This window comes from Alkalibacterium putridalgicola, from assembly GCF_900109825.1.
GTDB lineage: Bacteria > Bacillota > Bacilli > Lactobacillales > Carnobacteriaceae_A > Alkalibacterium > Alkalibacterium putridalgicola.
On sequence record NZ_FOBL01000015.1, the window covers coordinates 41,254 to 63,578 of the forward strand.

Sequence of the window (22,325 nt, forward strand, 5' to 3'; positions counted from 1 at the left end):
ATGTAAGTGTCAGTGACGGATCTATTTGCTTAATGCATCCTTGAATTCCTTGATAAGCTGTTCCTGGTAATCTTCGTCAAAGTCGTCATTGACCAGTTTGTCTTTTGCTTCTGTCTTCAGTCTTTCCCACGATTCTGCTTCTTTACCGACAACGATCGGGTAATAATGTACGCCGTTCTGCTGCGCAGCATCCAGGTCGCCGGGCGCATCACCGACCATGACGATCTGGTTTTCTGAATCATAGTGCTTTTTCAGCTGAGAGATACAGTAAGCTTTCGATCCAGCTTCCTGTCCAAGCATCACTTCGACATAAGGAGCCAAATCATGTTTCGTCCATTCGTTATAGACAGCCTCACCATTAGCGGAGGAAACGATTGCTATATCCGCCACTTTGCTCAGTTCTGCCAGGCCTTCCTTGACACCGTCAAATGGGTGATCTTCTCCTGAAAGGCCTTCGATGCACTGATTCACACGGTCACTCCACTCCAGAGCCAGTTTGAGTTCTTCTTCTCCAGTTTTTTCGATTTCTCTCTGTAAAGAAGGTTTAGATAGTTCATCCGATTCTTCGGTCCATTTTTTAACATGAGCAAGTTCAGGAACATCCAGTCCTTTTTCATGAGCAATGTCAAACGATAAAGCCAGACCCTTAAAGCGGTTGATGCCTCGTGTCATAGAAAATAAATTGATTTCATTCCAGATTTTCAAAAATTCGTCTTTTACTGATTCGATCCCGAATACGTCAACGGCTCTTGGCCCAAAACAATGAAAATGTTTGATATCCATTGTATCCATGGCACAACCATCAGAGTCCACACAGACTAGATATTCATGCCTTTTTTCGAACTCTTCTACGCGTTGTTTCATTTTTTCACCTCATAATTGATTTGTAAAACTAATATACTAGTATATTAGCATGAAACCCCTTCATTTACAACACTAATTTAAAGAAAATCCTGTTAAATCCCTTCTAATTATATCACAGGAAGAAAACCTCCAATAAATTAGACACATTCTAATTATCGGAGGTTTTCCTAATATTATTTACAGTTTAGCCTGCCATTTGTTTGCCCAGACATTTTCATTAGGAACGCCTTTGAACTCAGATTTCCCTTCAAGTTTATCTATCAGCTGTCTGATCGTTTCTTCATTATCATGATACGCATTGATGTACGTTTTCACCATCGTAGCATCATGCAGATGCGTCGTGTAGTTCAATGAGACGAACACAGTCGGTACTTCATGAACGAACCATGGCACCTCATTAGACATGGCCACTGTCCACTGGATCCGGTAGTTGTTCTGTGCACCGTATCCCACAACATTAGCCACTTCCAGAGCGAGGTCTACATTTTCCCGATATTCCAGCGTTCTTCCTTTGACACGGGAGTTACCGTCATTCAATGTCACGTCGTATCCGCGACGCTCGAGTTCTTCTTTAATGAAGGTTACTGTTTCGTCACTTGTTGCCATCATGCCGCCTTTTTCCCCTTCAAGGTAATATAGACGGATGCGTCGATGCGTTTCTGGGCTGATCGGGAGGTTTCCCTGTGTATCTTTGACCAGCGTGATCCCTTTATCTGCCGCTTCTTTTCGCATCTCAAGGTGTTCATCACTGCCGATCACTTTAAGGTCTTCTTCTGATTTCAGTAATGTACCGGCTTCTTTTTTCTGAGGCAGGTTCAATTTGGCTTTCAATCCCAGGATCCGACGCAAAGCATCAGTCATGCGTTCCTCAGTTATCACGCCGTTCTGGTATCCTTTAAGCATAAAGTTAAAATCTTCTTCAATATTATTGAAGAACAGGAACATATCGCACCCGGCCGCGATCGACTGAGGCACGTAGTCTTCACGGCGCATGGCTGCAGTCATGCCGAGCATGTGAGACGCATCAGTGATGACCATACCGTTGAAATCCAGTTTCGTTTTCAAAAGATCCTGGATCAGTTCAGGTGCCAGAGTGGCCGGCAGGATATTTTTGTCTTCGAGTTCAGGGTCGAGTGCTTTCTGATATTCCGGCAAAGCGATATGCCCCGCCATGATCATTTCTACACCATTATCGATATGATGACTGTACACGCGTCCAAAGGAGTCTTCCCATTCATCTATAGACATTTCGTTAACGCCTAATACCAGATGCTGGTCGCGTTCTTCCGTGCCGTCACCCGGGAAGTGCTTGATGCACTGGATGACTTCGCTCTGTGTCAGTCCTTCAAGGTACGCTGTCGTGTACTTGATGACATCGTCCGCATTCGTTCCATAGGCACGCGTATTGACGATCGTATTGCGCCAGTTCTTCAGGATATCTACACAGGGATCAAAGTTGACGTTGACACCGAGTGCCGTTTCTTCCCGTCCCGATACATAACCGGCATCATAGGCCACTTGTGTATCTCTGGAAGCTTCAGCCTGAGCACCTGAAGCGATATACGTGCCGTCACTTGTTGCACCGTTCCCGCCTGCATCGCAGTTCGCAGCGACGAGCAGCGGGATGTTAGATTTTTCCTGCAGCGAGTTGATGAGTTCCTGAATCTCTTTTGAATTGCTTCCATGATAGCGGGCACCCCCGATATGGAACCGTTCGATAATCTCGTCATTGGTGAAATCATTCCCGCTGAACTTATCTTCTCCAAAGAAAAAGAGGTTGGTGAAGAGCTGACCTGCTTTTTCTTCATCAGACATGTTACTGATCGTATCTTCGACCCAGCTGATCTGACTTTCGTCAAGCTGATAAGGTTTCTTTGTTAAATCGACTAATTTAGGCATTCATATCCGCTCTTTTCTTATTGGTTTTCTTTCGCTTTTTCTTTCTTAGCCAGTACTTCGTCTTTTCTGTCCTGCAGTTCATTCTGGATCATCAGCATTTTTTCTTTATCCAGGTCATAAAATTTCATAGCGATCAGTGAAGCGATCCAGGCAAACAACAAGATACCTATAAACAGGAACATCGTGACCCATAAAATCTCGCTGGTATATGGTGTATCGACATCTGGGAAGATCTGTTCAAACCCGATGTAAGCTAACGTGAATCCGATAACAGTCTGAGCTAAAGATGAGATCATTTTGTCAACGAATGAGAAGATAGTCCCCATGACACCCGGGGCATAACGTCCGGATTTATACGTTTCATAATCTGTAACGTCCGGGATCATCGGAATGACAAGACCACCGGAAAGTGTTCGTACTCCATTACCGACAACGTATAATGTAACGAATGAAATCGTCATGAATCCCCAGTTATCCATGGATATTGCACCAGGATCACCTAAAACGATAAGCAGGAACATCCCGACGAAAGCGGCGATGGATGCCCATGTTGCTAAAATATAGCCTTGTTTCGTACCAAATTTCGCCGCGATCCTTGTACCGAATATCGCGATGATCACGTTCGGAATAAGCATGATTCCCGAAAGGACACCGAACAAGCCATAATCCCCAATAACGATACCGAACAGCATGACCATAACGATCGAGTTAGTTGCGACCTGCTGGCCCAGTTTATCTGTAGAAGCGGCAACGACCAGCATCTGAAGCGGACGATTCCCCTTAAGGATCTGCCACATGTCTTTGAAGGTGATTTTAACCACTTCACCTGTACCGAAGAACTCGGGACGGTCTTTTGACCAGATACCTATGACGGCCAGTGTAGTCAATATTCCTGAGAAAACAATAAAGGTTAAAGCAAATTCATAGAACAGTGCTTCACTGTTCCAGCCGCCATATTTGGGTACCAGATAGTTAGCGAGATAAATACCGATTCCTGCGAAGAATATTGACGTCATTGAAATATCAAAAGTAGAGAAAATCGGACGCTGTTCCGGATCACTTGTGATGACCGACTGTCCAGATTTTGTTACAGCCGTCTGGAAGGTATAACCAATAATATAAAGGGCATACAATCCAATGAAATACGGTAACTTCATCGCATCAGGGACCAGCTGGTTCGTAAAGAAGAGAAGCAGCATAACGATCGTCATCAAAAGATAACCACCCACCATAAAGGGACGGAATTTACCGAATTTACCGCTTGTCTTGTCGATCCACATCCCGATGACCGGATCTGTAAAGCCATCAAAAATACGACTCCCGGTAATAACTGTAGATACGATCACTGTACCTAAGCCCACGACACCGGTTGCAAAATAGGCCACGTTCATCATCAGGAACATGTAGGCATTCGTTGCCGTATTATTAGCCGCAAAGAATCCTATCTGCCATATTTTAGCTCTATTGAAATTCCGTTTCTTTCCTGCTACCGCTTTCATATCTGATTCGCCTTTAGCTTCATTTGTTCTGTGTCCTACATCCATGATGAAAAACTCCTTCTGTATTTGAATTTGTATATGCTTACAAAAACGCTTAAAAAATAAATGCTCTTCCATATAAAACGTTTTCAACAACATGTATACTAGTATATTAGCATATGTATTTTGATAAATCTACACCGTTTTCTTAATTTCTTTAAAAAAATCAGATCTCTACCTTTTCTCATTTATATAGCAGCTCTGTGTAAGCCTTAGTTAAGGGACGTGTTAACGGTCAGAGAATGTGTGACGGTCATTCGAACTGCCCTATCTACTGGAATCATATCACAACGAAACACCTTTCTAACCTAGTATAGACCGTTTTGCTTCTTCGAGAAAATAGTCGGGATACTTGTCAATAATGCATGTCTTGGAACTGACCATAAAGAGGATATGCTTGTCGACAAGCTTTTTCACTTCTACCTTATTGCCAGCTTTAATCGCTGCCAGGATATTTTCATGTTCCTCTAAAACCAGATTATAGTCAAAGGTGATATTTTTTAAGTTCAGCCATCTCAAGCGATCCAAATGCACACTGGTCTTTCTGATCCACTTCCAGATCTGACCTTTACCCACGATTTCATAACAGGTACGGTGAAATGCATCATCAAGGTCGTGATAGTTAGATATATTGCCATTTTCATACTCCAGCTTCTGCTGATCGAGTATGATTTGCAGGCTTTTCTCAGAGTTATGGTCGAGAACATCACATAGTTCAGCCATCACTTCTCTCTCCGTATATAACCTGAAAAATCTGGAATGGTCCGCTTGATCTATGTCTATTTTTGATACATAGGTCCCCGACTGCGGAAAAGTATACAGCAGATTTTGCTTCTTTAGTTGTTTAAGGGATTCCCGGATCGGCGTACGCCCCACTTCCAGGAGATTCATCAATCGTGATTCCGATAATTTCTGTCCTGGATACAGCTCAGTTTTTATGATCATTTCATTCAACTGTTCATATGTCTGATCCTGAATCGTTATATTTTTCAGCACGCTCATACCTTCCTTTCTAGTTAAGATATTAGGACTTCTTCCAGTTCTCTTGCAAAATGACCCTTGTTTTTATGGTAAGGCTTACATTATCTTTCGAAAAAAAGAGATAGCTTTGAAGCTATCTCTTTTTTTATACATCTTAACTTTTCATAAAAAATCAGACACTGATTACTGATCCTTTTTTGCGAGTATTTCACCTTTTTTATCCTGCAGTTCATTTTGGATGATCAGCATTTTATCTTTATCTAAGTCATAGAAATGCATGGCGATCAGAGAGGCGACCCAGGCAAATACAAGCGTACCTACAAACAGGAACATCGTGACCCATAAAATATTATCTGAGTATGGTGTGTCGACATCAGGGAAGAGCTGTTCATAACCGATCAGGGCTAGTGAAAAGCCGATGATCGTCTGAGCAAATGAGGAGATCATTTTATCAACGAATGAGAATATGGTTCCCATCACACCTGGTGCATAGCGTCCAGTTTTATGGGTCTCATAGTCTGTGACGTCCGGGATCATTGGAATGACCAGTCCACCTGACAGCGTACGCACACCATTACCGATCACATAAAGAGTAACGAAGGCGATCGTCATGAAACCCCAGTTGTCCATCGCAATAGCTCTTGGATCGCCAATAACTAACAGCAGGAACATACCGACGAAGGTTGCAATGGCAGCCCAGGTTGACAGGATGTAGCCTTGTTTCGTTCCATATTTCCCGGCAATTCGTGTGCCAAAGAACGCAATAACAACGTTGGGAATGAGCATGATAGCCGATAGGATACCAAACATGCCATAATCACCAATGATAATACCGAAAAGCATAACCATAACGATCGAGTTTGTCGCGACCTGCTGGCCTAATTTAGTTGTGGACGCTGTGATGACCAGCATCTGCAGTGGTCGGTTCCCTTTAAGGATCTGCCACATATCTTTAAAGGTGATTTTTTTGACTTCCCCCGTACCGAAAAATTCCGGACGGTCTTTTGCCCAGATTCCGATAACTGCTAAAGTAGTCAGTACACCTGAGAAGATGATAAAGGTCAAAGCAAATTCGTGGAACAATCCTTCACTGTTCCATCCGCCGTATTTGGGTACCAGATAGTTTGACAAGTAAATGCCTGCGCCGGCAAAAAAGATGGACGTCATTGAAATATCAAATGTTGAAAACAGCGGGCGCTGTTCCGGATCACTTGTGATAACCGACTGACCAGATTTCGTTACAGCCGTCTGAAAAGTATAACCGATAATGTATAAGGCGTACAATACAATAAAGTATGGCATTTTCAATGAATCAGGTACAAGCTGGTTCGTAAAGAAGAGAAGCAGCATGACTGCTGTCATTAACAGATAGCCCCCCACCATAAAGGGCCTGAATTTACCGAACTTTCCATTTGTCTTGTCGATCCACATGCCAATGATCGGATCCGTGATACCGTCAAAAATACGGCTGCCCGTAATAATCGTTGATACAAGTACTGTTCCTAAGCCAACGACACCGGTTGCAAAATAAGCAACGTTCATCATTAAGAACATGTAGGCATTCGTAGCCGTATTGTTAGCTGCAAAAAAGCCTATCTGCCAGACTTTCGCTCTATTGAAATCTCGCTTCTTTCCTGACACCGATTTCACTTTAGCTTCGCCTTGAGCTCTATTGTTTTCTTGTGCTATATCCATTACTAAAACTCCTTCTCTTTTCTTTATTTGTATATGCTTACATAAACGTTTAAAAAATAAGTGCTTTTTTCAATTAAATCGTTTTCGCTAACATGTATACTAGTATACTAGCATATGTGTTAAAATAAATCCACACCCTTTTTAAAGAAAAAAAGCCTACAACAACTACCCCTTGAAGATATTGGTCTCAAGGCTGTTGTTATAGGCTTTTTTAATCATTCAACTTTGACGATAATTTGAATAAAATGCTTATCTGTTCTTTTTATCACAATATAGCGTCATCTGCTTCATTTAACGGTTGTACCGTTTCTTCCAGAAAAAACTCCGGATACTTGTCAATAATGTTTGTTTGAGATTTGACCATGAAGTGGATATGGTTAACGACAAGATATTTTACTTCTTCCGTTTTTCTGGCTTTTATTGCTGCAAGAATATCTTTATGTTCTTCCAGGATCTGGTTATAATCAAATGTGATATTTTTCAGGTGCAGCCATCTGAAACGATCCAAGTGTACACTGAACTCTTTGATCCAACTCCAGATCTGACCTTTCCCTACGATTTCATAACAGGTTCGGTGAAATTCATTATCCAGATCATGATAGCCTGAAATATTGCCTTTCTCAAATTCCACTTTCTGTTTATCCAGAATAGCCTGCAAGCGAGTCTCGGCTTTTTTATTCATATTAGCACTCAATTCGACCATCACTTCTTTTTCTATACATTCTCTGACAAAGCGTGAGTGAATCGCCTGCTCCATATCGATTTTTGAAACATAAGTCCCCGACTGCGGGAAAGTATAAACTAGTCCTTGTTTCTTCAACTGTTTTAATGACTCCCTGATAGGAGTACGTCCGACCTCCAGCAGTTCCATCAGACTGGATTCTGATATTTTCTGTCCCGGGTAAAGTTCAGTTTTTATAATCAAATCACGTAATTTTTCATATGTCTGATCTTGCAAGGTAATGTTCTGCATCATTTTTTATCTTCCTTCTTTTTTATGTAATCGCTATCTTATATACTAATATCTAAAAATATAACACAAAAATGCAAAAAATGTTAGTTTTTAGCGGAAATTTACGTGAAAAATGTCTGAAATCGTTCTTTTTCTGATAGATTAACAAAAATAACTCTGACCGACTTATATTCAGACTCCTTTTGGTTCAACTCTGCTCTTACCGTCCTTCTATAAGCTGAGGTTGACGTAGTTCGCTTATTCCAGCACCTTATCAGAAACAAATGTGTCAAACCTGCCAAAAAAAGTATAAAGCCTATTTTTTATCGTTTGTACAGATTTGAATTTATTTTATTATTATATAGTAAAAACGAGATAACGGTGATGTTATCTCGTTTCCGATTTGTTTTTTCAATTTTTGACTCGAATGGCTTTTTCCTGAGCCAGGATGCAGAGTTCCTGTGCTTTGAAGATATGCTCCTGCGTCATCGCATTTTCTGTACGGTCGATACAGTCCTTGATCATTTCCCCGAAGAACGGGAAACCGACTTCTCCGCTGACATGATAATGCTTTTCGCCTTCTTCATTGACGAGATAAACATGGTCGCCGCTCTCTTCTTTAGCCACATCCACATATTTTCTCACTTCGATCGTGCCTTTGGTCCCTGTGATGAACATACGGCCGTCTCCCCAGGTGCTCAAACCGTCCGGCGTGAACCAGTCCACTTTAAAGATGAACGTCGCTCCGTTTTCACCTACAAGCGTCGCATCGCCGTAGTCTTCCAGTTCCGGTTTGTCAGGGTTCGCATAGTTCCCTACTTTACTGTGAAGGATCTCCGCATCTTTATTGCCTGTGAAAGTCAGGAACTGCTCGATCTGGTGGCTGCCGATATCACAGAGGATACCGCCGTACTGTTCTTTATTGAAGAACCAGTCTGGACGGCTTTCCTTGTTCAAGCGGTGCGGACCGAACCCTGTGATCTGAATGACGTCACCGATCACGCCGTCTTCGATCAGCTGACCGGCAAAGATCGCGCCTTCCACATGCAGACGTTCACTGAAATACACCCAGTATTTCTGCCCGGTCTCTTCAACGACTTTTTTGGTTTCTTCAAGTTGTTCCATCGTCGTGAAAGCTGTCTTGTCTGAGAAATAATCTTTCCCGGCTTTCATCACGCGGTTCCCTAGAGCACTGCGCTCGTTGGGGATCGCCGCTGCCGCGACAAGTTTGACTTCCGGATCTTTCAGGATCTGATCGATCGATTCAGCCACTTCTGCCTGAGGGAACTGTTCTCTGTATTCTTTGACCTTTTCAGGATCAGGATCATAGACCCATTTCAATGTCGCACCCGCTTCAAGCAAACCATTGGTCATCCCATTGATATGTCCGTGATCCAAGGCAGCCACGCCGAAGGTAAATTCGCCTTCGTCAACGACACGGTTCACTTTCCCTTTAGGTGCGTAATTCATTCCGTCTTTATTACTCAAATACTCTCACCTTCTCTTATTATTTCTAGTATTAAAATAGATCTTTATAGCCGTTTTCGTATAAGTAGTCCCGTGATGTCGCCAGACAGTCGAAGGGATCTCTGCCGTACTGGTCGTCCTGTTCGACTAATAGGTAACGGGCCCCGCTCTTGAGGCTCTGCTCGATGATCCCTGGAAGGTCCAGAGTCCCTTCACCTAATTCAGCGAACTGGATGATATTCGTGAAGGCCTGCATGAAGGCTTCCATATCGCCATTATTAAGGGCTTCAAAGGCTTCGTCTGGAAGCTGTGTCACGCGGTAGTCTTTCAAGTGGACCAGATCGACTTTGCCTTCATATTCTTTCAGGACTTCGATCGGGTTGCGGCCGCCGCGCTGGACCCAGTGAACATCCAGTTCGAACCCTAAAAGCGGTGCTTCTTCTCGGATGATATCCAGCAGGAACTTGCCGTCATATTTAGTGAATTCGATGTGGTGGTTGTGATAATACAGCTTGATGCCGTGTTCGGCCAGTTTTTCGGCATAGCTGTTTGCTTCGCGGGCAAATGCGATGACTTTATCTAAAGAAGCCATCGCATCGAACGGCAGCATACCGATACGCAGTATTTCTGCACCGACGGCTTTACAGTCCGCAACGATTTTATCAAAGTGTGTGCTTAAAGACTCTTGTCCTTCTGTCATCGGTTTCAGTCCGGCTGACATGGACGCGATCTCCATACCGAAGTCCGTCGAGGCTTTTTTGATGGCTTCCACATTTTCAGGTGTCATAGGGATCTGAGAGACTTCGATCGAATAGTAACCCAATTCGCTGACTTTCTTTAATGTCTCATAGGCACCCAGTTCTTCGAATTTTTCTTTCAACATCATGGCTTGAACGCCAATTTTAGCTTGTGACATAGTTTATCTCCTCCAGTTCGATTCGTTCAGGTCGTTTCGTGTTATTGGAAGACAGATCCATCAGCTTGATCATCTGCATAGAAGGTATCGAGTCTTCGATCGTTACATAATCATCTGTATCGTTCAAGATACTTTCATAGAAGCGGTCGATCAGATGCATGTGACCGGCACCGTAATAAAACTTGGAGCCTGGCAGTTTGTCATCTTCAACGATTACTTCTTTTCTGCCTTCATCATTCGTGATATATAAGCGGCTGTCTTTGATCGTGAATTTTTCTTTTTCAGTAATGACCTGGATCTCCACTGACGAATTCTCCGTATAGGCATTCGTCGCATGGAAAAAGGCTTTGACTCCGGATGTAAAGGTAAAGGTCGCGCTGGCCGTATCTTCTACTTCGATATCATAGTCAGTCAGGTTAGACAGGACGGCTTTACAGCTCTTCAGATCGCCGCCGATGAGCTGAATGAGATCCAGTGTGTGGATCGACTGATTGATGATCGAACCATAGCCGGCTCTGTCTTTCTGACCGCGCCAGGGTTTAGATGTGTAATAGGATTCAGGCCGGAACCAGGTGACCAATCCTTTGATGGAGGTCACCTCTCCGACATCTTCATTTCTAAGGATCTCCATAAGACGGATAAAGCTGGCATTATAGCGGTTCTGAAAACTCACACATATCTTTTTGTCTGTCCTATTCTTTACCTCTAATTGTTCAAGCGCCTCTTCGTAAGTCATTGCCACAGGTTTTTCCAGATAAACATGGACATCGTGTTCCACACATTTCTGTGTGATCGGATAATGCAAGTCATGAGGCAGACAGACATGCACAATATCCAGATTCATTTTCTCAAGCATTCGGTCGACATTGGAGAAAAAAGGGATCTCAGGAAAATTTGAACTGAGTTCCGTATTCGTATCACAGACTGCCACTAGTTCACCATGGTCACTTACATGAATCGCATGCACATGTATCGGCGACACATCGCCCAGACCGATCAATCCTACTCTTAACATAAAACACTCACTTCCCGTTTCGTTTAGCTTTTGACTTGCAGATTATTTCGTTTCGAATTTGCCTTCTTCTTTGATGTGCTTGTTCAATTCTTCCAGATAGAAATCTTCGTCCAGATCTTTCAGGCTGACTTCTTTTTTAGTCCAGCTTGACAAGTGGATAGCATTGGCCAGTCGCACGCCGTTGATCCCATCAGAACCGGGTGCGAGAAGCGGTGTGCCGTCCAGAACATTGGCTGCAAAGTTTTCAAGAACGCCAGCATGCTGTTCGCCCCAGGCACTTTCGAACTCGATCGTTTCCTGTGTGTACAAGTCATCCATGTTCATTTGACCCATGAAGAGTTTTTTAACATCTTCCATGCCCATTTCGCTGCTTAATTCCTGTTCAGGTTTTTTCAGTCGTGTCACAGTAGCTACCTGGCTGCCGTCTACGACAATTTTACCTTTATCTCCAAGGATCTCAAAGCGGTCTGTACCAACGATGTCATGTGTGGCTGTGACAAACGTTCCTGTCGCGCCGTAACCGTAATCAACGACTGCAGTCACTTCATCTTCGACAGCGATATTGCGACGGAAACCATAAGAAACTTTAGAATAAACAGATTCCGGCACGCCGCAGATCCACTGCCATAAGTCCAGCTGATGCGGTGCCTGGTTGACCAGGACGCCTCCGCCTTCGCCGCCCCATGTTGCACGCCATTCGCTTTGATCATAATAAGGCTGTGGTCTCCACCAGGTCGTAATGATCCAGTTGGTACGACGGATCTTACCGATGTCACCATTATCCACGATCTCTTTGATTTTTTTGTATAAAGGGTTGTTACGCTGGTTGAACATGATACCAAAGGTCAATTCAGGTTTTGAAGCAGCAAATTCGTTCAGTTCCTTGACCTGTTTCGTGTAAACACCTGCAGGTTTTTCAACTAATGCATGAATATCGCGTTTTAAAGCGGCAATACCCATCTCCGGATGCAGGTAGTGAGGCACTGTTGTAATGATCGCATCCACTTTGCCGCTGTCCAGCATTTCGATGTAGTCTTCATAAAAAGGAACGCCTTGATATTCTGCGTCTACTGTTTCTTTTTTAGAAACATCGATATCACAGATCGCCGCGATCTCCATGTTCGGCACCATGCCGTCTTTAATAAATTTCGCATACATGCCGCCTTGTGTACCTAATCCGATAATGCCTAATCTTACTTTTTTACTCATTCTATTCACCTATTCCCTTTCAGTTATGATCATTTTTTTATACTGTTTTGGAGTCATCCCCGTTCGCTTCTTGAAAAAGCGATTAAAATGGGCATCGCTTTCAAAACCGCATTCCAACGCACATTCTTTGATCGTCGTTTCATGAGGAGCGAGACCCATGTACGCCTTAGCCTGGATCAGCCGATAATTCATCAGGTATTCCATCACCGTGTAGCCCGTGACTTCTTTAAAGAGATGCGACACATAGGATTCGCTCAGATTCAGCGCTTTGGCGATCCCCTTGATAGTCATCTTCTGGTTGAAGTGCTGCTGGACATATGAAGCGATCTCTTCCGCCATCCTGGCTTTGTCTGTCTTGGCAAAACTGTCCTTCATCACATCAGACTTTTCTGATCGATAGACTTTCATCAGGAGATAAAGCAGGGTGATCCTGGCATCGGCTTCGTTCACACCCGACTGTTCTCTATGAGTGATGTGACTCAGTTTCTCGATGAGCCGGATGACTTCATCCAAGTCTTCCGGCTCATCAAATGTAAATATCCGGTGGTGAAAGGCTTTAAAATAATCAAGAAGAAACGACGCATCACTCCCGGCTATTAAATCCTCCAGCCACTTCGGATCAAAGTGGGTATGGCTCCTGACATACTCTTTCTCGTTCCCGGTCACTTGGACTTTATGAAGTTCCGTACCGTCGAGCAGAATAACCGTTCCCGGATGCAGCTCGAATATCTGATTATTGATCAGATACTGGGCTTTTCCTTCCTGAAGAACGTAGATTTCAAACTGCTGATGGGAATGGAACTCATACGGAATCGCTAAACCCTTTACACTTGCCTGTGCGATAAGGTTCGGCGCGAAACTGAAATGATCCTCCTTTTTTGGATGCCCTTTCATTATAGAGGTTTTCTTCATGATTATCATTGCCTCTTTCTGTAAACATTTGTATGTAAAATTGACTGAAACTGCTTTTATCTTACGGGAAGCACTGAGCGAGTGCAAGTAAAAAGAGTAGAAAAGATCGAACGTCAGCCGTTCGATCCTTTCTACTCTTTTATTCATGCCTGGCGATGATCCCGCCGGAGTCAGCGTACACCGCCACCGCCTCCACCGATCGCGCCGCCACCGCCGCCGATCGACGTCGGGCCACCCGTGCCCCCTGTGTGCGTATAGCCGCCATTGGACAAACCGGTATGCACGCTGGTCGACATCATATGAATCCCATAATAGCCTGTGTAAAAATAAGGGAGCCCCTCGATCAGCTGTGTCTGCCATTCAGGTACAACCTCTTCCAGCTGGCTGATGACATCTTCTTCCTTGCCATAAAGACTTGCCCAGATCAGAAAATCTTTTTCTTCAATAAGCTGTCGGTAAGACAGTGACGGGTCTTTTTTCAAGGCATTGATATGATTTTCAAACTGGGTCAACCGGTCATACAGCTTCTGACCTTTTTTGGTGATCCCCATAAAAGGCAGCTTCATTGTCATGAATTTCAGCATTTTCTCTTTCAGGTAACCTTCCTTGATCAGTACAGCCTGTGATTCATCCATCAGACTTTGCTGCAGTGCCTGAAGCTCTTTACCGTTCTTCTCTGCCCAACTGGTCATCTCTTCATTTGTCAGTTGATTCTTGTCATCCGATGCTGCCACGAAGAGTTCCCACAGTTCCAGTTCAAAATGGGAGGTATTCAGACTGTTCTCTCTTTTCTTCCGGAAAGTGTGTGGAGCAAAAGTCAGGACTGTTGTTTCTGCATCACCTGACTCATCTGCTTCTGTTTTGATAGAAACCAGTTTCTCTTTTGACCATTTAAGCAAATAGGCAAAGATATACTGCTCATATGTCCCTTTGTGAAGGTGTTGAAGGAAATAGGCAATATCCGTCAGTTCCCCATCTTTGTAAGGGATCGCTGTAAACATCAAGCCCTTATTGCGTTTGCGTTGAATGGATGCCGACGGGACTTTGCCTTGTTCTTTTTTCCTGGCATCGATATTAAATAAAGCAAAGATAAAGGCCAGAAAGCCCGCGACAAGAAAAGCGAGGGCCGTCGCAAGAATGGAACTGTCAATGGATCCCTCTCCACCTCGACTGGTTTCCGCCTCAGCACGTTCGACCTGTTCTTCCAGCGTTTCATCGACATAATAAGACGGGATGAATGGATCATTCATAAACTGCATCAGTATCGCTACAGGCCGGTCGGCTTCGACTCCACCTTCTGAAGTTGAGCGCAGGACGCCGTCAACCAGATCCACTTGCCCTTCATATCCGAAACCATAAAGACGTGTATCTTCTTCAGAAAAAGGCTGTGGCCCGCTTATTTCAATAACCAGATTTTCCGGTTCAAGTTCTCCGAAAGTATTGAAATCCCAGAACAGCGACTGCCCGTCATTCAACTGTCTGACCACATTGGCTACAGCATAAGAAAGTGTGTACGACTGTTCTCCGTATTCGCTTATGCCCCAGACCAGTTCTATGCTGTCCCCGTCTTGAATCATTCCATAAGTCCCGGCTTTTTCTTCCCGAGACAGATCAGAATCCCAGTCGTCTACTTCCCTCAAACCATCCACTTGAAAATCAAGGAGTTCCAACCCATCTTCTTCATTGATGACGATATAAAGTTCCGTGCCGCTGTCCAGGATCATGTCTCTCTCTTCCGTAATAATGCCTGTCCCGTTCTCAAGCAGCTCGACCGATACGCGCATCTCAGTCATTTCATTTTCCTGAGCATGAACGGTGCCGCTGACCATCATTGAGCTGAACACCAACACAAGCATCCAACCTATCCAACTATTTTTCATTAGTACGTCCTCCATTTTTTCCTCTTGTTACTAGTATATAAAAGACAGGTCTGAATGATAACGGTCTTAGGACTGATTTTTCATTTTTTCAGATATATACGCTTAAATATTCCAGTTTCCCGGACTCCAGAGTGTTCCGTCCAGTTCCCCCTGCAGCTGTTCTCTTCGTTTTTCCTGTTCTTCAAGCAAAGCGATCGTTGCCTGAAGCAGTGCTTTCTGTTTGTAGTCCCGGCTGTCACTTTCCAGCTGTTCCAGCTGTTTTACCAGCCACTGATGCTCTTCCATACTATCCCTCTACTTCCTTTATATATCATAGTTATCGATATGCAGACGCAGCTCGTCCAGTTCCATGCGATTGTCTTCAATAGCCTCCGCAGCGGCTTCAAGAACGAATGCGGCATCTTCAGTCGGCAAGGTTTCTTTCGATGTCTTTGCCAGCTGATCGAGTACCCAGTTTTCCTTTCTCTTCAATGAAATAGGCTGAGGCAGACTGAGATACTGCTGGTAATCGACAAGCAGCGCTTTTTTCTCAGGTTCCGCCAGATAAGGGAACTGAAAAATCGTTAAAGGTTTCAGATAATGCATCCCAGTCTTTTTGGCCATGGCCTGAAAGGGTTTAGTCAACTCACTGATACTGAACCCTTCCTGTCCCCCTGTCTGGTATTCCTTTTCCGGCAAGCCAATGACCAGCACCAGTCCGAACTCTTTATCATGCAGTTTGGTCCCGCGATAACCGAAAGCAAAATGGTCCGTCAAGACTTCATCCTGCCACTTCTTTAAAAGCGGCGGCGAGGAATACCAGTAAAACGGAAACTGAAAAAGGATCCGATCATGTTCGCGAAGAAGTGCCTGCTCTTTGTCTACATCGATTTCTCCATCAGGATAGGTTTGTTCAAGTACATGTAAAGTGATCTCTTCATCGTCCGGTAATGACTGAATCAGGAATTGCTGACTGCCAGATTCTTCGACCGTCGGGTGAGAGACAATAATTAAGGTTTTCACAGTGATTCTCCTTGTATATCTGATTAGTTTTCTCTTAAGCAACTTAAGTATACCAAATCTTCATTATTAAAGTGAATCATTAGAAGCCGCCGGACAAAAGAGATTTATAAACAGTTCAAACCGGAAGGCTCCGTAATTGAACGGGACGCTTCCGGTTTGTTCCTTTTTGAAAAGTCTTTTTGATTTTTCACTCGTTTACCGCATTAGAATCGATTTATTTATGAAGAAATGTCGACTCAATAAGGTCAGTCTGTGTCGGTACGACAGTTTCGTCCCAGAAGTGCGTACTCAAAGGTATCAGGGCGCGTGAGTACGACATTCGACTGTGAAAAGTGTTCGCTCATTTGTGTCTGTTGATGCGAGGCCGACATTCGACTGTGGAAAGTGTTCACTCATGAGTGACTTTCGATCTGGGTGCGACATTTCATGTTGAAAAGTGTCCAGTCGTAACGTCTTGACACACTGAGTACGACATTTCGGTGACGAAAGTGTTCGCTCATGAGTGACTTTCGATCTGGGTGCGACATTTCATGTTGAAAAGTGTCCAGTCATGGGCTACTTCCCGTCCGAGAACGACATTTTGATCCCACAATGTCGTACTCAGGCATTCTTCCATACTTGAGTCGGACATCTTTGCTCTGATATGGCAGACCCAGTTGCTTTCCTTCTGTGACCTTGTTATTTTCCTTCTGAAATGACAAGCTCAGCTGAGTTCTTCCCGCCACTTTGTCATTTTCTTTCTGAAACGACAAGGTCAGCTGAGTTCTTCCCGTGACTTTGTCATTTTCTCTCTGAGATGACAGACCCAGTCACTTTTCTTAAGCGACTTTGTCATTTTCACAACCAAATGACAAAGTCGCGGAATACACAGGAGCAAGTTTGTCATCTTCTCTTTAATCGAGCAGAAAAATAGAGGAATACATTTCTTTTCCTGCTGGCAGGATGGTCTGTCCCCGTCATCACAGCACCTCTTAAGAATCAGTAACCCAAACTTTTCATCCACTCATAAATCTCTTTTGCGGCATCAGAAGCTTTCAGCGAGGTGTTATTTATTCTTAAGTAGTTGACGAACGGGAGTCGCTTTTCAACTTCCCTCTCATAGGAATTCAAGCGGTGACTCCTGGAACTTTCCAGGAGTTCGTTTCTTGAGAAGGGAATATCCCGTTTGGATGGTTTGGCAGACAACCGGTCTTCATGGATGTTCCGTTTCATTCGTTCTTCCAGGTCAGCCTCTAACTCTATAAAATAAACACGACCCTGGGCGTGTTTGAACAGCTCTATCCAGTTTTCCATCACTTTCCAGTCATTGTCCAGATCAAAACCTGCCACGACCGTAAAGATGATCCCTCTGGTTGTGTTCGTCTTTTCATTAGAAGTGAATGCCTTGAACAAATCCAGACGGACCTTTTCGGATAACTGAAAGGTTTCTGATGTGTAGCCTAAAAACCGGGCAAACAAATCAATGGTCTGGTGATTGAATAAAAGTTCTGCATCGATCAGCTTTTCCAGCTCCAGTCCGACTGTCATTTTCCCTACCGCCTGCGGTCCGACTACTAAAATAAGATCCACGACCTGTCCCCCCTTGCCTTTATTCTCTGATCATCCCATTAAACAAGTTATAAAGTTCCTTATGTTTGCGTTTCAGTGACAGCGGACGATAGGTTTCTTTGTCCAGAAAAGCGTGTTTCGTTTCTCCCACCGCACGTATTTCCTGAGTCTCCCGGTCTCGACACACATAACTGACGATAAGCTTGACTCCACTGAATTGTTTGACTGCGGCTTCGATTTCAACCGTTTCACCGTAGCGCGACATGGTCTTGTATTCTGCATTCACGGCTAATACCGGAATGACGATACCTTCATCTTCCATCCGCTTATAGCTGAAGCCGATCTCGTCCATCAGATGCGTACGGGCTTCTTCAAACCATCTTATGTAATTGGAATGATGCACGATCTGCATCTGATCCGTTTCGTAATAATGTACTTTATGACTGTAAATGTCCATTACGGTATCCCCTATCTATTATATATTATTGCATTTCAGTGTATCATAAATCCGCATCACAGAGGATTTATTTTTAGTTCATCAGCAAACAGGCAAAGGCATGTGACTGATCCTGCTTTTATTTTCATAGGCATGTAAAAAAGCTGCTGGATACTTTTTCCTACAGATGATTTCAGTCGACCTTCACTTCCCATTACTTTTAAACTGAGTCAGTTTCTTCCGGACTACCTGTTCACCCAAATGACTTGACCAGTCCGCTCTTTCCTGACGATTCCAGCCCAGTTCAGTTTCCAGGACAGTTAGTACGGGTTCAGTTAGACTTTCAAGTTTATCGATATTGAAAAGCAGGGAATCCGTCCGTCTGCCAAAAAAGTCTTCCGGCGTCATGACCATCTCATACGCCAGTCCATAAGCTAACTGAAGGGCATCCGGGAGTGGCATATCCATGGTTTCTGCTTTATCCACCAAGTCGTAAACCTTATCGATATTCGATCCATACCAGTCAGCGAGGTAATCCGCTTCTGCCTCATCCAGACCCAGTGACATCCCACGAGACCGCTTGGCAGAAACAAAGTCAGCCATCGTTCCTCTAATGTCTCCACCTGAAAGCGGGATCTCTTTTGTATCTTTATCCGGGAAGCTTATCCCCGCTGTTTTCCACTCCTGGTCGATCAGTGTAAAGGTATCTTCCGCCATTCCGCGGTAATCAGTCAGCTTACCTCCTGCGATAGTGATCAGGCCATCTTCTGACAAAAAGACTTCATGGCCTCTGGATATACCGGAAGGGTCACTGTTATCTTCATCCTTGATCAGCGGACGCAGCCCTGCCCAGCTCGATACAATGTCAGAAAGTGACAGATCAGCCACATCAAACCGGTGATTGACGGCGTTGAGCAGATATTCGATATCTTCTTGTGTGATCTCAGGATCCTCATAAGGACCGTTAAAAGGGGTATCCGTCGTCCCGAAATACGTTTTATTGCCTCTAGGGACCACGAAGATCATACGATCATCATTTAGCCCAGTGTCCGTGTAGATCGCCCGTGTCACAGGCAGTTTTTCATGGTCCACGACAAAGTGCACCCCTTTTGTCGGGTACATTTTCTTTTCAGTCACATCTCTCTGTTTTTTACGGAGTTCATCTGACCAGGGCCCCGTTGCGTTGACAACCACCGTAGCTTTAATGTCAAAATACTCATCACTCAAGGTGTCCCTGGCTTTGACCCCTTTGATCTGGCCTTTATCATCATAAATAAACCCCACCGCTTTGACATAATTAGCCAGCCAGGCACCTAACTCATGGGCTTTCTTGACCGTCTCTATCGTCAGGCGGCAATCATCATTGATGTAATCCAGATAATATCCGCCGGCTAAGAGATTTTCTTCTTTCAGTGACGGTTCATCTTCCAGCACTTCTGTTTTCTCAGCCAGATAATGCTGCCACGTCTCATCCACTTCAGCCAAATAATCATATAAGTGCAAAACGACTTCTGCAGAAAAAGCATTGAACGAGGCCCCGGGCTCATCATACACAGGCATCAGCATAAAATCAGGCTGAACGATATGCGGCGCATTCCTGGCGATGACTGCTCGTTCCTTGGCAACATCCGCCACAAGCTCCACTTCAAACTGCTTCAGATAACGCAGACCGCCGTGGACCAGTTTTGTTGATCGGCTACTCGTTCCTCCGCCAAAGTCCTGCATTTCCACTAGGCCTACCCGGCTTCCCCGCACCGCACCCTGTAAAGCCAGGCCCGCTCCTGTGACTCCGCCTCCGATGATCAGCAAGTCCAGCGTCTGTTTTTTTAATTGTTCAATGGTCGATTTTCTTGTCTGAGCTGAAAAAGTCATAAGGCTGTCAGCCCTTTCTCTAGAATTTTAATGCATGTCAGCTTTCTGCTTCACTTTTTTTCGGCTTGAACTTGAATGCACGGGTCGCTTTTACAGCCGCCTGCCAGCCTTCGTAAAGGTCTTCCCGATCCACTTCTGACATATGCGGCTCATAAGTTCCGCCCTTTTCCCATTTTTCTTTGATTTCATCAAGGTCTTTAAAGAAACCGGTAGCCAGCCCCGCCAGGTAAATGGCGCCAAGTGCTGTTGTTTCCATGATTTTCGAGCGTTCGATGGTGACATCAAGGATATCTGCCTGGAACTGCATGAGAAACTCGTTCATGCTCGCCCCGCCATCAACACGCATCGTTTTTGTTTTAAGTCCCGCATCTTCATTCATTGCATCAACGACATCACGTGTCTGATAAGCCAGCGACTCCAGTGTGGCCCTGACAAAGTGTTCTTTCGATGTGCCTCTCGTCAGACCAAAGACAGCCCCGCGTGCATCCTGATCCCAGTGGGGGGCACCGAGTCCAGTGAATGCTGGGACCACATAAACGTTATCTGTGCCGGCAACACGAGTGGCATACTCTTCAGATTTAGGGGCATCTCTGAACATACGCAGGCCGTCCCGCAGCCATTGGATCGCGGAACCGGCCACAAAGATAGCCCCTTCCAAAGCGTATGTGATCTCTCCGTCGATGCCATACGCCAAAGTCGTCAAAAGGCCATTCTCAGACTGGATCGGTTCCTTACCGGTATTCATTATGGTAAACGCACCGGTCCCATAGGTATTTTTGACCATCCCTTTTTCAAAAGCTGTCTGTCCAAATAAAGCAGCCTGCTGGTCCCCAGCCATTCCGGCAATAGTCACGCGGTGTCCTTTAAAGACGGCTTCCATCGTTTCGCCGAAAATCCCGGAAGACTCTCTTACTTCGGGCAGCATTTTCTCCGGGATGTCCAGGAGCTTCAGAATGTCTCTGTCCCACTGCATCTCGTAGATGTTATAGAGCATGGTCCGGCTGGCATTCGAGTAATCGGTCGCATGGACTTCACCGCCTGTCAGTTTCCAGAGCAGCCAGGTATCGACCGTTCCAAATAACAGTTCACCTTTTTCAGCCCGTTCTCTTGATCCCTCCACTTTATCCAGTATCCATTTGATTTTCGTGGCCGAAAAATAGGAATCGACGATCAGCCCTGTTTTTTCATGGATCATCTCTTTATGTCCCTCTTCGATCAGCTGTTGAGCTATCGCTGAGGTCTGTTTGGATTGCCAGACTACCGCATGATAGATCGGCTCGCCCGTTTCCTTGTCCCAGATGATGGTGGTCTCCCGCTGGTTCGTGATCCCGATACTGTCCAGTTCTTCAGGTTCCAGCTCTGCTTCGATCATAACGCTGGCGATGACTTGAAGAGTTTTCAGCCAGATTTCATTCGCATCGTGTTCCACCCAGCCGGGCTCTGGAAAGTGCTGCGTGATCTCTTTCTGAGAGGTCCATCTCGGATCTCCCTCTTTATCAAAAATAATTGCGCGTGTACTGGTCGTTCCCTGATCTATTGCCATAATATAATCGGCCACTGTGATATCGACTCCTTTTTTATAAGAAACGTTAGTTTAAACTCAGTATAACACTATCAAAAATCGACAATCTATTTATTTAGCCTGAAGGCAGGGATTTTTCGTATTAAAAGCGACCATTCAGAATGATAATACTCTCTGAGGCTTTCATCGATTTCTGTTTATTTTATAAATATAATCGAGTAGGAGGTAAATAATTAATTTATTTACCGTCCTCTCACACCACCGTACGTCAGACTGTCTAACAAATAATTTGAATTCAGTCAGAATATCTTAAATTTCACAATTTTTTCGTGAAAAAGGATGTAATCTAGAAGTTTAGTCAAAAAAAAGAAAGATCGGGAGTAGTTAAGCTGTGAGCAGCTCGACTATTTCCGAAACTTTTTTAATTTTTGTTAACCTTTTGAAATTATAGGCAACACAAATTAGAGCTGCTTCTGCATTTGCAGAATCCAACCCTTTTCCTAAAAAGTATGAGTAACCGAAGGTTCTTTTTATTGTACCGAAAGGATGCTCTACAATGTGAGATCGTTTTTTGTAGATATCATTATTATCTTCTGTATCCATTTTTAATTTCTCAA

Annotated in this window: 19 protein-coding genes; all 19 read right to left on the reverse strand. The window is 44.3% G+C overall.

Annotated features, from left to right (window positions below; genetic code table 11):
• Positions 1-21 precede the first annotated feature (21 nt).
• Positions 22-864: an HAD family hydrolase gene (locus tag BMX84_RS06460; RefSeq protein WP_091488220.1), complete on the reverse strand. Its 843-nt coding sequence runs from the start codon at positions 862-864 to the stop codon at positions 22-24.
• Positions 865-1,041: 177 nt separating this feature from the next.
• Complete coding sequence (locus BMX84_RS06465; protein ID WP_091488221.1) at positions 1,042-2,763, reverse strand: glycoside hydrolase family 3 protein; 1,722 nt, start codon at positions 2,761-2,763, stop codon at positions 1,042-1,044.
• 17 nt (positions 2,764-2,780) lie between these two features.
• On the reverse strand, positions 2,781-4,307 hold the full coding sequence (locus BMX84_RS06470; protein WP_218142345.1) for an MFS transporter: 1,527 nt from the start codon (positions 4,305-4,307) through the stop codon (positions 2,781-2,783).
• Between the two features lie 297 nt (positions 4,308-4,604).
• The gene (locus BMX84_RS06475) at positions 4,605-5,297 is read right to left on the reverse strand and encodes a GntR family transcriptional regulator (protein ID WP_177165487.1); all 693 of its coding nucleotides are present in this window, start codon (positions 5,295-5,297) and stop codon (positions 4,605-4,607) included.
• Positions 5,298-5,465: 168 nt separating this feature from the next.
• Positions 5,466-6,977, reverse strand: coding sequence for an MFS transporter (locus BMX84_RS06480; RefSeq protein ID WP_091488225.1), 1,512 nt, complete (start codon positions 6,975-6,977; stop codon positions 5,466-5,468).
• 265 nt (positions 6,978-7,242) lie between these two features.
• The gene (locus BMX84_RS06485; RefSeq protein ID WP_091488226.1) at positions 7,243-7,953 is read right to left on the reverse strand and encodes a GntR family transcriptional regulator; all 711 of its coding nucleotides are present in this window, start codon (positions 7,951-7,953) and stop codon (positions 7,243-7,245) included.
• A 387-nt stretch (positions 7,954-8,340) separates the two neighbouring features.
• A complete protein-coding gene (locus tag BMX84_RS06490; RefSeq protein ID WP_091488228.1) occupies positions 8,341-9,417 on the reverse strand; it encodes a Gfo/Idh/MocA family protein in 1,077 nt (358 codons plus the stop codon).
• Positions 9,418-9,448: 31 nt separating this feature from the next.
• Positions 9,449-10,312 carry a sugar phosphate isomerase/epimerase family protein gene (locus tag BMX84_RS06495; protein WP_177165488.1) on the reverse strand — a complete coding sequence of 288 codons (864 nt, stop codon included), beginning with the start codon at positions 10,310-10,312 and terminating at the stop codon, positions 9,449-9,451.
• Positions 10,299-11,327 carry a Gfo/Idh/MocA family protein gene (locus BMX84_RS06500; RefSeq protein ID WP_091488230.1) on the reverse strand — a complete coding sequence of 343 codons (1,029 nt, stop codon included), beginning with the start codon at positions 11,325-11,327 and terminating at the stop codon, positions 10,299-10,301. The genes BMX84_RS06495 and BMX84_RS06500 overlap by 14 nt, the downstream gene beginning before the upstream one ends.
• Positions 11,328-11,369: 42 nt before the next feature.
• On the reverse strand, positions 11,370-12,536 hold the full coding sequence (locus BMX84_RS06505; protein WP_091488232.1) for a Gfo/Idh/MocA family protein: 1,167 nt from the start codon (positions 12,534-12,536) through the stop codon (positions 11,370-11,372).
• A 9-nt stretch (positions 12,537-12,545) separates the two neighbouring features.
• On the reverse strand, positions 12,546-13,448 hold the full coding sequence (locus BMX84_RS06510; RefSeq protein WP_177165489.1) for an AraC family transcriptional regulator: 903 nt from the start codon (positions 13,446-13,448) through the stop codon (positions 12,546-12,548).
• 170 nt (positions 13,449-13,618) lie between these two features.
• Positions 13,619-15,328, reverse strand: coding sequence for a DUF2207 domain-containing protein (locus BMX84_RS06515; protein WP_177165490.1), 1,710 nt, complete (start codon positions 15,326-15,328; stop codon positions 13,619-13,621).
• Positions 15,329-15,430: 102 nt separating this feature from the next.
• A complete protein-coding gene (locus tag BMX84_RS06520; protein ID WP_091488237.1) occupies positions 15,431-15,613 on the reverse strand; it encodes a hypothetical protein in 183 nt (60 codons plus the stop codon).
• A gap of 18 nt (positions 15,614-15,631) precedes the next feature.
• Positions 15,632-16,330, reverse strand: a complete 699-nt coding sequence (locus tag BMX84_RS06525) for an NAD(P)H-dependent oxidoreductase (protein ID WP_091488239.1) — start codon at positions 16,328-16,330, stop codon at positions 15,632-15,634.
• Positions 16,331-17,308: 978 nt separating this feature from the next.
• Entirely contained in the window at positions 17,309-17,899 is a 591-nt protein-coding gene (locus BMX84_RS06530; protein ID WP_091488241.1) for a DEAD/DEAH box helicase family protein, read from the reverse strand.
• 19 nt (positions 17,900-17,918) lie between these two features.
• The gene (locus tag BMX84_RS06535) at positions 17,919-18,335 is read right to left on the reverse strand and encodes an acyl-CoA thioesterase (protein WP_091488242.1); all 417 of its coding nucleotides are present in this window, start codon (positions 18,333-18,335) and stop codon (positions 17,919-17,921) included.
• A gap of 183 nt (positions 18,336-18,518) precedes the next feature.
• Positions 18,519-20,186 (reverse strand): FAD-dependent oxidoreductase, encoded by a 1,668-nt coding sequence (locus tag BMX84_RS06540; protein ID WP_091488244.1) that lies wholly within the window; start codon positions 20,184-20,186, stop codon positions 18,519-18,521.
• Positions 20,187-20,223: 37 nt separating this feature from the next.
• The gene (gene glpK, locus BMX84_RS06545) at positions 20,224-21,744 is read right to left on the reverse strand and encodes a glycerol kinase GlpK (protein WP_177165491.1); all 1,521 of its coding nucleotides are present in this window, start codon (positions 21,742-21,744) and stop codon (positions 20,224-20,226) included.
• Between the two features lie 348 nt (positions 21,745-22,092).
• Positions 22,093-22,325 (reverse strand): transposase (locus tag BMX84_RS06550; RefSeq protein ID WP_143058681.1); only part of this gene is annotated, 233 nt, incomplete at its 5' end.

Excerpts from the sequence above, each read along its gene's own strand:
- BMX84_RS06505 (WP_091488232.1), bottom strand. The coding sequence starts at position 12,536 with ATGAGTAAAAAAGTAAGATTAGGCATTATCGGATTAGGTACACAAGGC.
- BMX84_RS06515 (WP_177165490.1), bottom strand. The coding sequence starts at position 15,328 with ATGAAAAATAGTTGGATAGGTTGGATGCTTGTGTTGGTGTTCAGCTCA.
- BMX84_RS06510 (WP_177165489.1), bottom strand. The coding sequence starts at position 13,448 with ATGAAGAAAACCTCTATAATGAAAGGGCATCCAAAAAAGGAGGATCAT.
- BMX84_RS06535 (WP_091488242.1), bottom strand. The coding sequence starts at position 18,335 with ATGGACATTTACAGTCATAAAGTACATTATTACGAAACGGATCAGATG.
- BMX84_RS06485 (WP_091488226.1), bottom strand. The coding sequence starts at position 7,953 with ATGATGCAGAACATTACCTTGCAAGATCAGACATATGAAAAATTACGT.
- BMX84_RS06460 (WP_091488220.1), bottom strand. The coding sequence starts at position 864 with ATGAAACAACGCGTAGAAGAGTTCGAAAAAAGGCATGAATATCTAGTC.
- BMX84_RS06500 (WP_091488230.1), bottom strand. The coding sequence starts at position 11,327 with ATGTTAAGAGTAGGATTGATCGGTCTGGGCGATGTGTCGCCGATACAT.
- BMX84_RS06495 (WP_177165488.1), bottom strand. The coding sequence starts at position 10,312 with ATGTCACAAGCTAAAATTGGCGTTCAAGCCATGATGTTGAAAGAAAAA.
- BMX84_RS06465 (WP_091488221.1), bottom strand. The coding sequence starts at position 2,763 with ATGCCTAAATTAGTCGATTTAACAAAGAAACCTTATCAGCTTGACGAA.
- BMX84_RS06480 (WP_091488225.1), bottom strand. The coding sequence starts at position 6,977 with ATGGATATAGCACAAGAAAACAATAGAGCTCAAGGCGAAGCTAAAGTG.
- BMX84_RS06540 (WP_091488244.1), bottom strand. The coding sequence starts at position 20,186 with ATGACTTTTTCAGCTCAGACAAGAAAATCGACCATTGAACAATTAAAA.
- BMX84_RS06520 (WP_091488237.1), bottom strand. The coding sequence starts at position 15,613 with ATGGAAGAGCATCAGTGGCTGGTAAAACAGCTGGAACAGCTGGAAAGT.
- BMX84_RS06470 (WP_218142345.1), bottom strand. The coding sequence starts at position 4,307 with ATGGATGTAGGACACAGAACAAATGAAGCTAAAGGCGAATCAGATATG.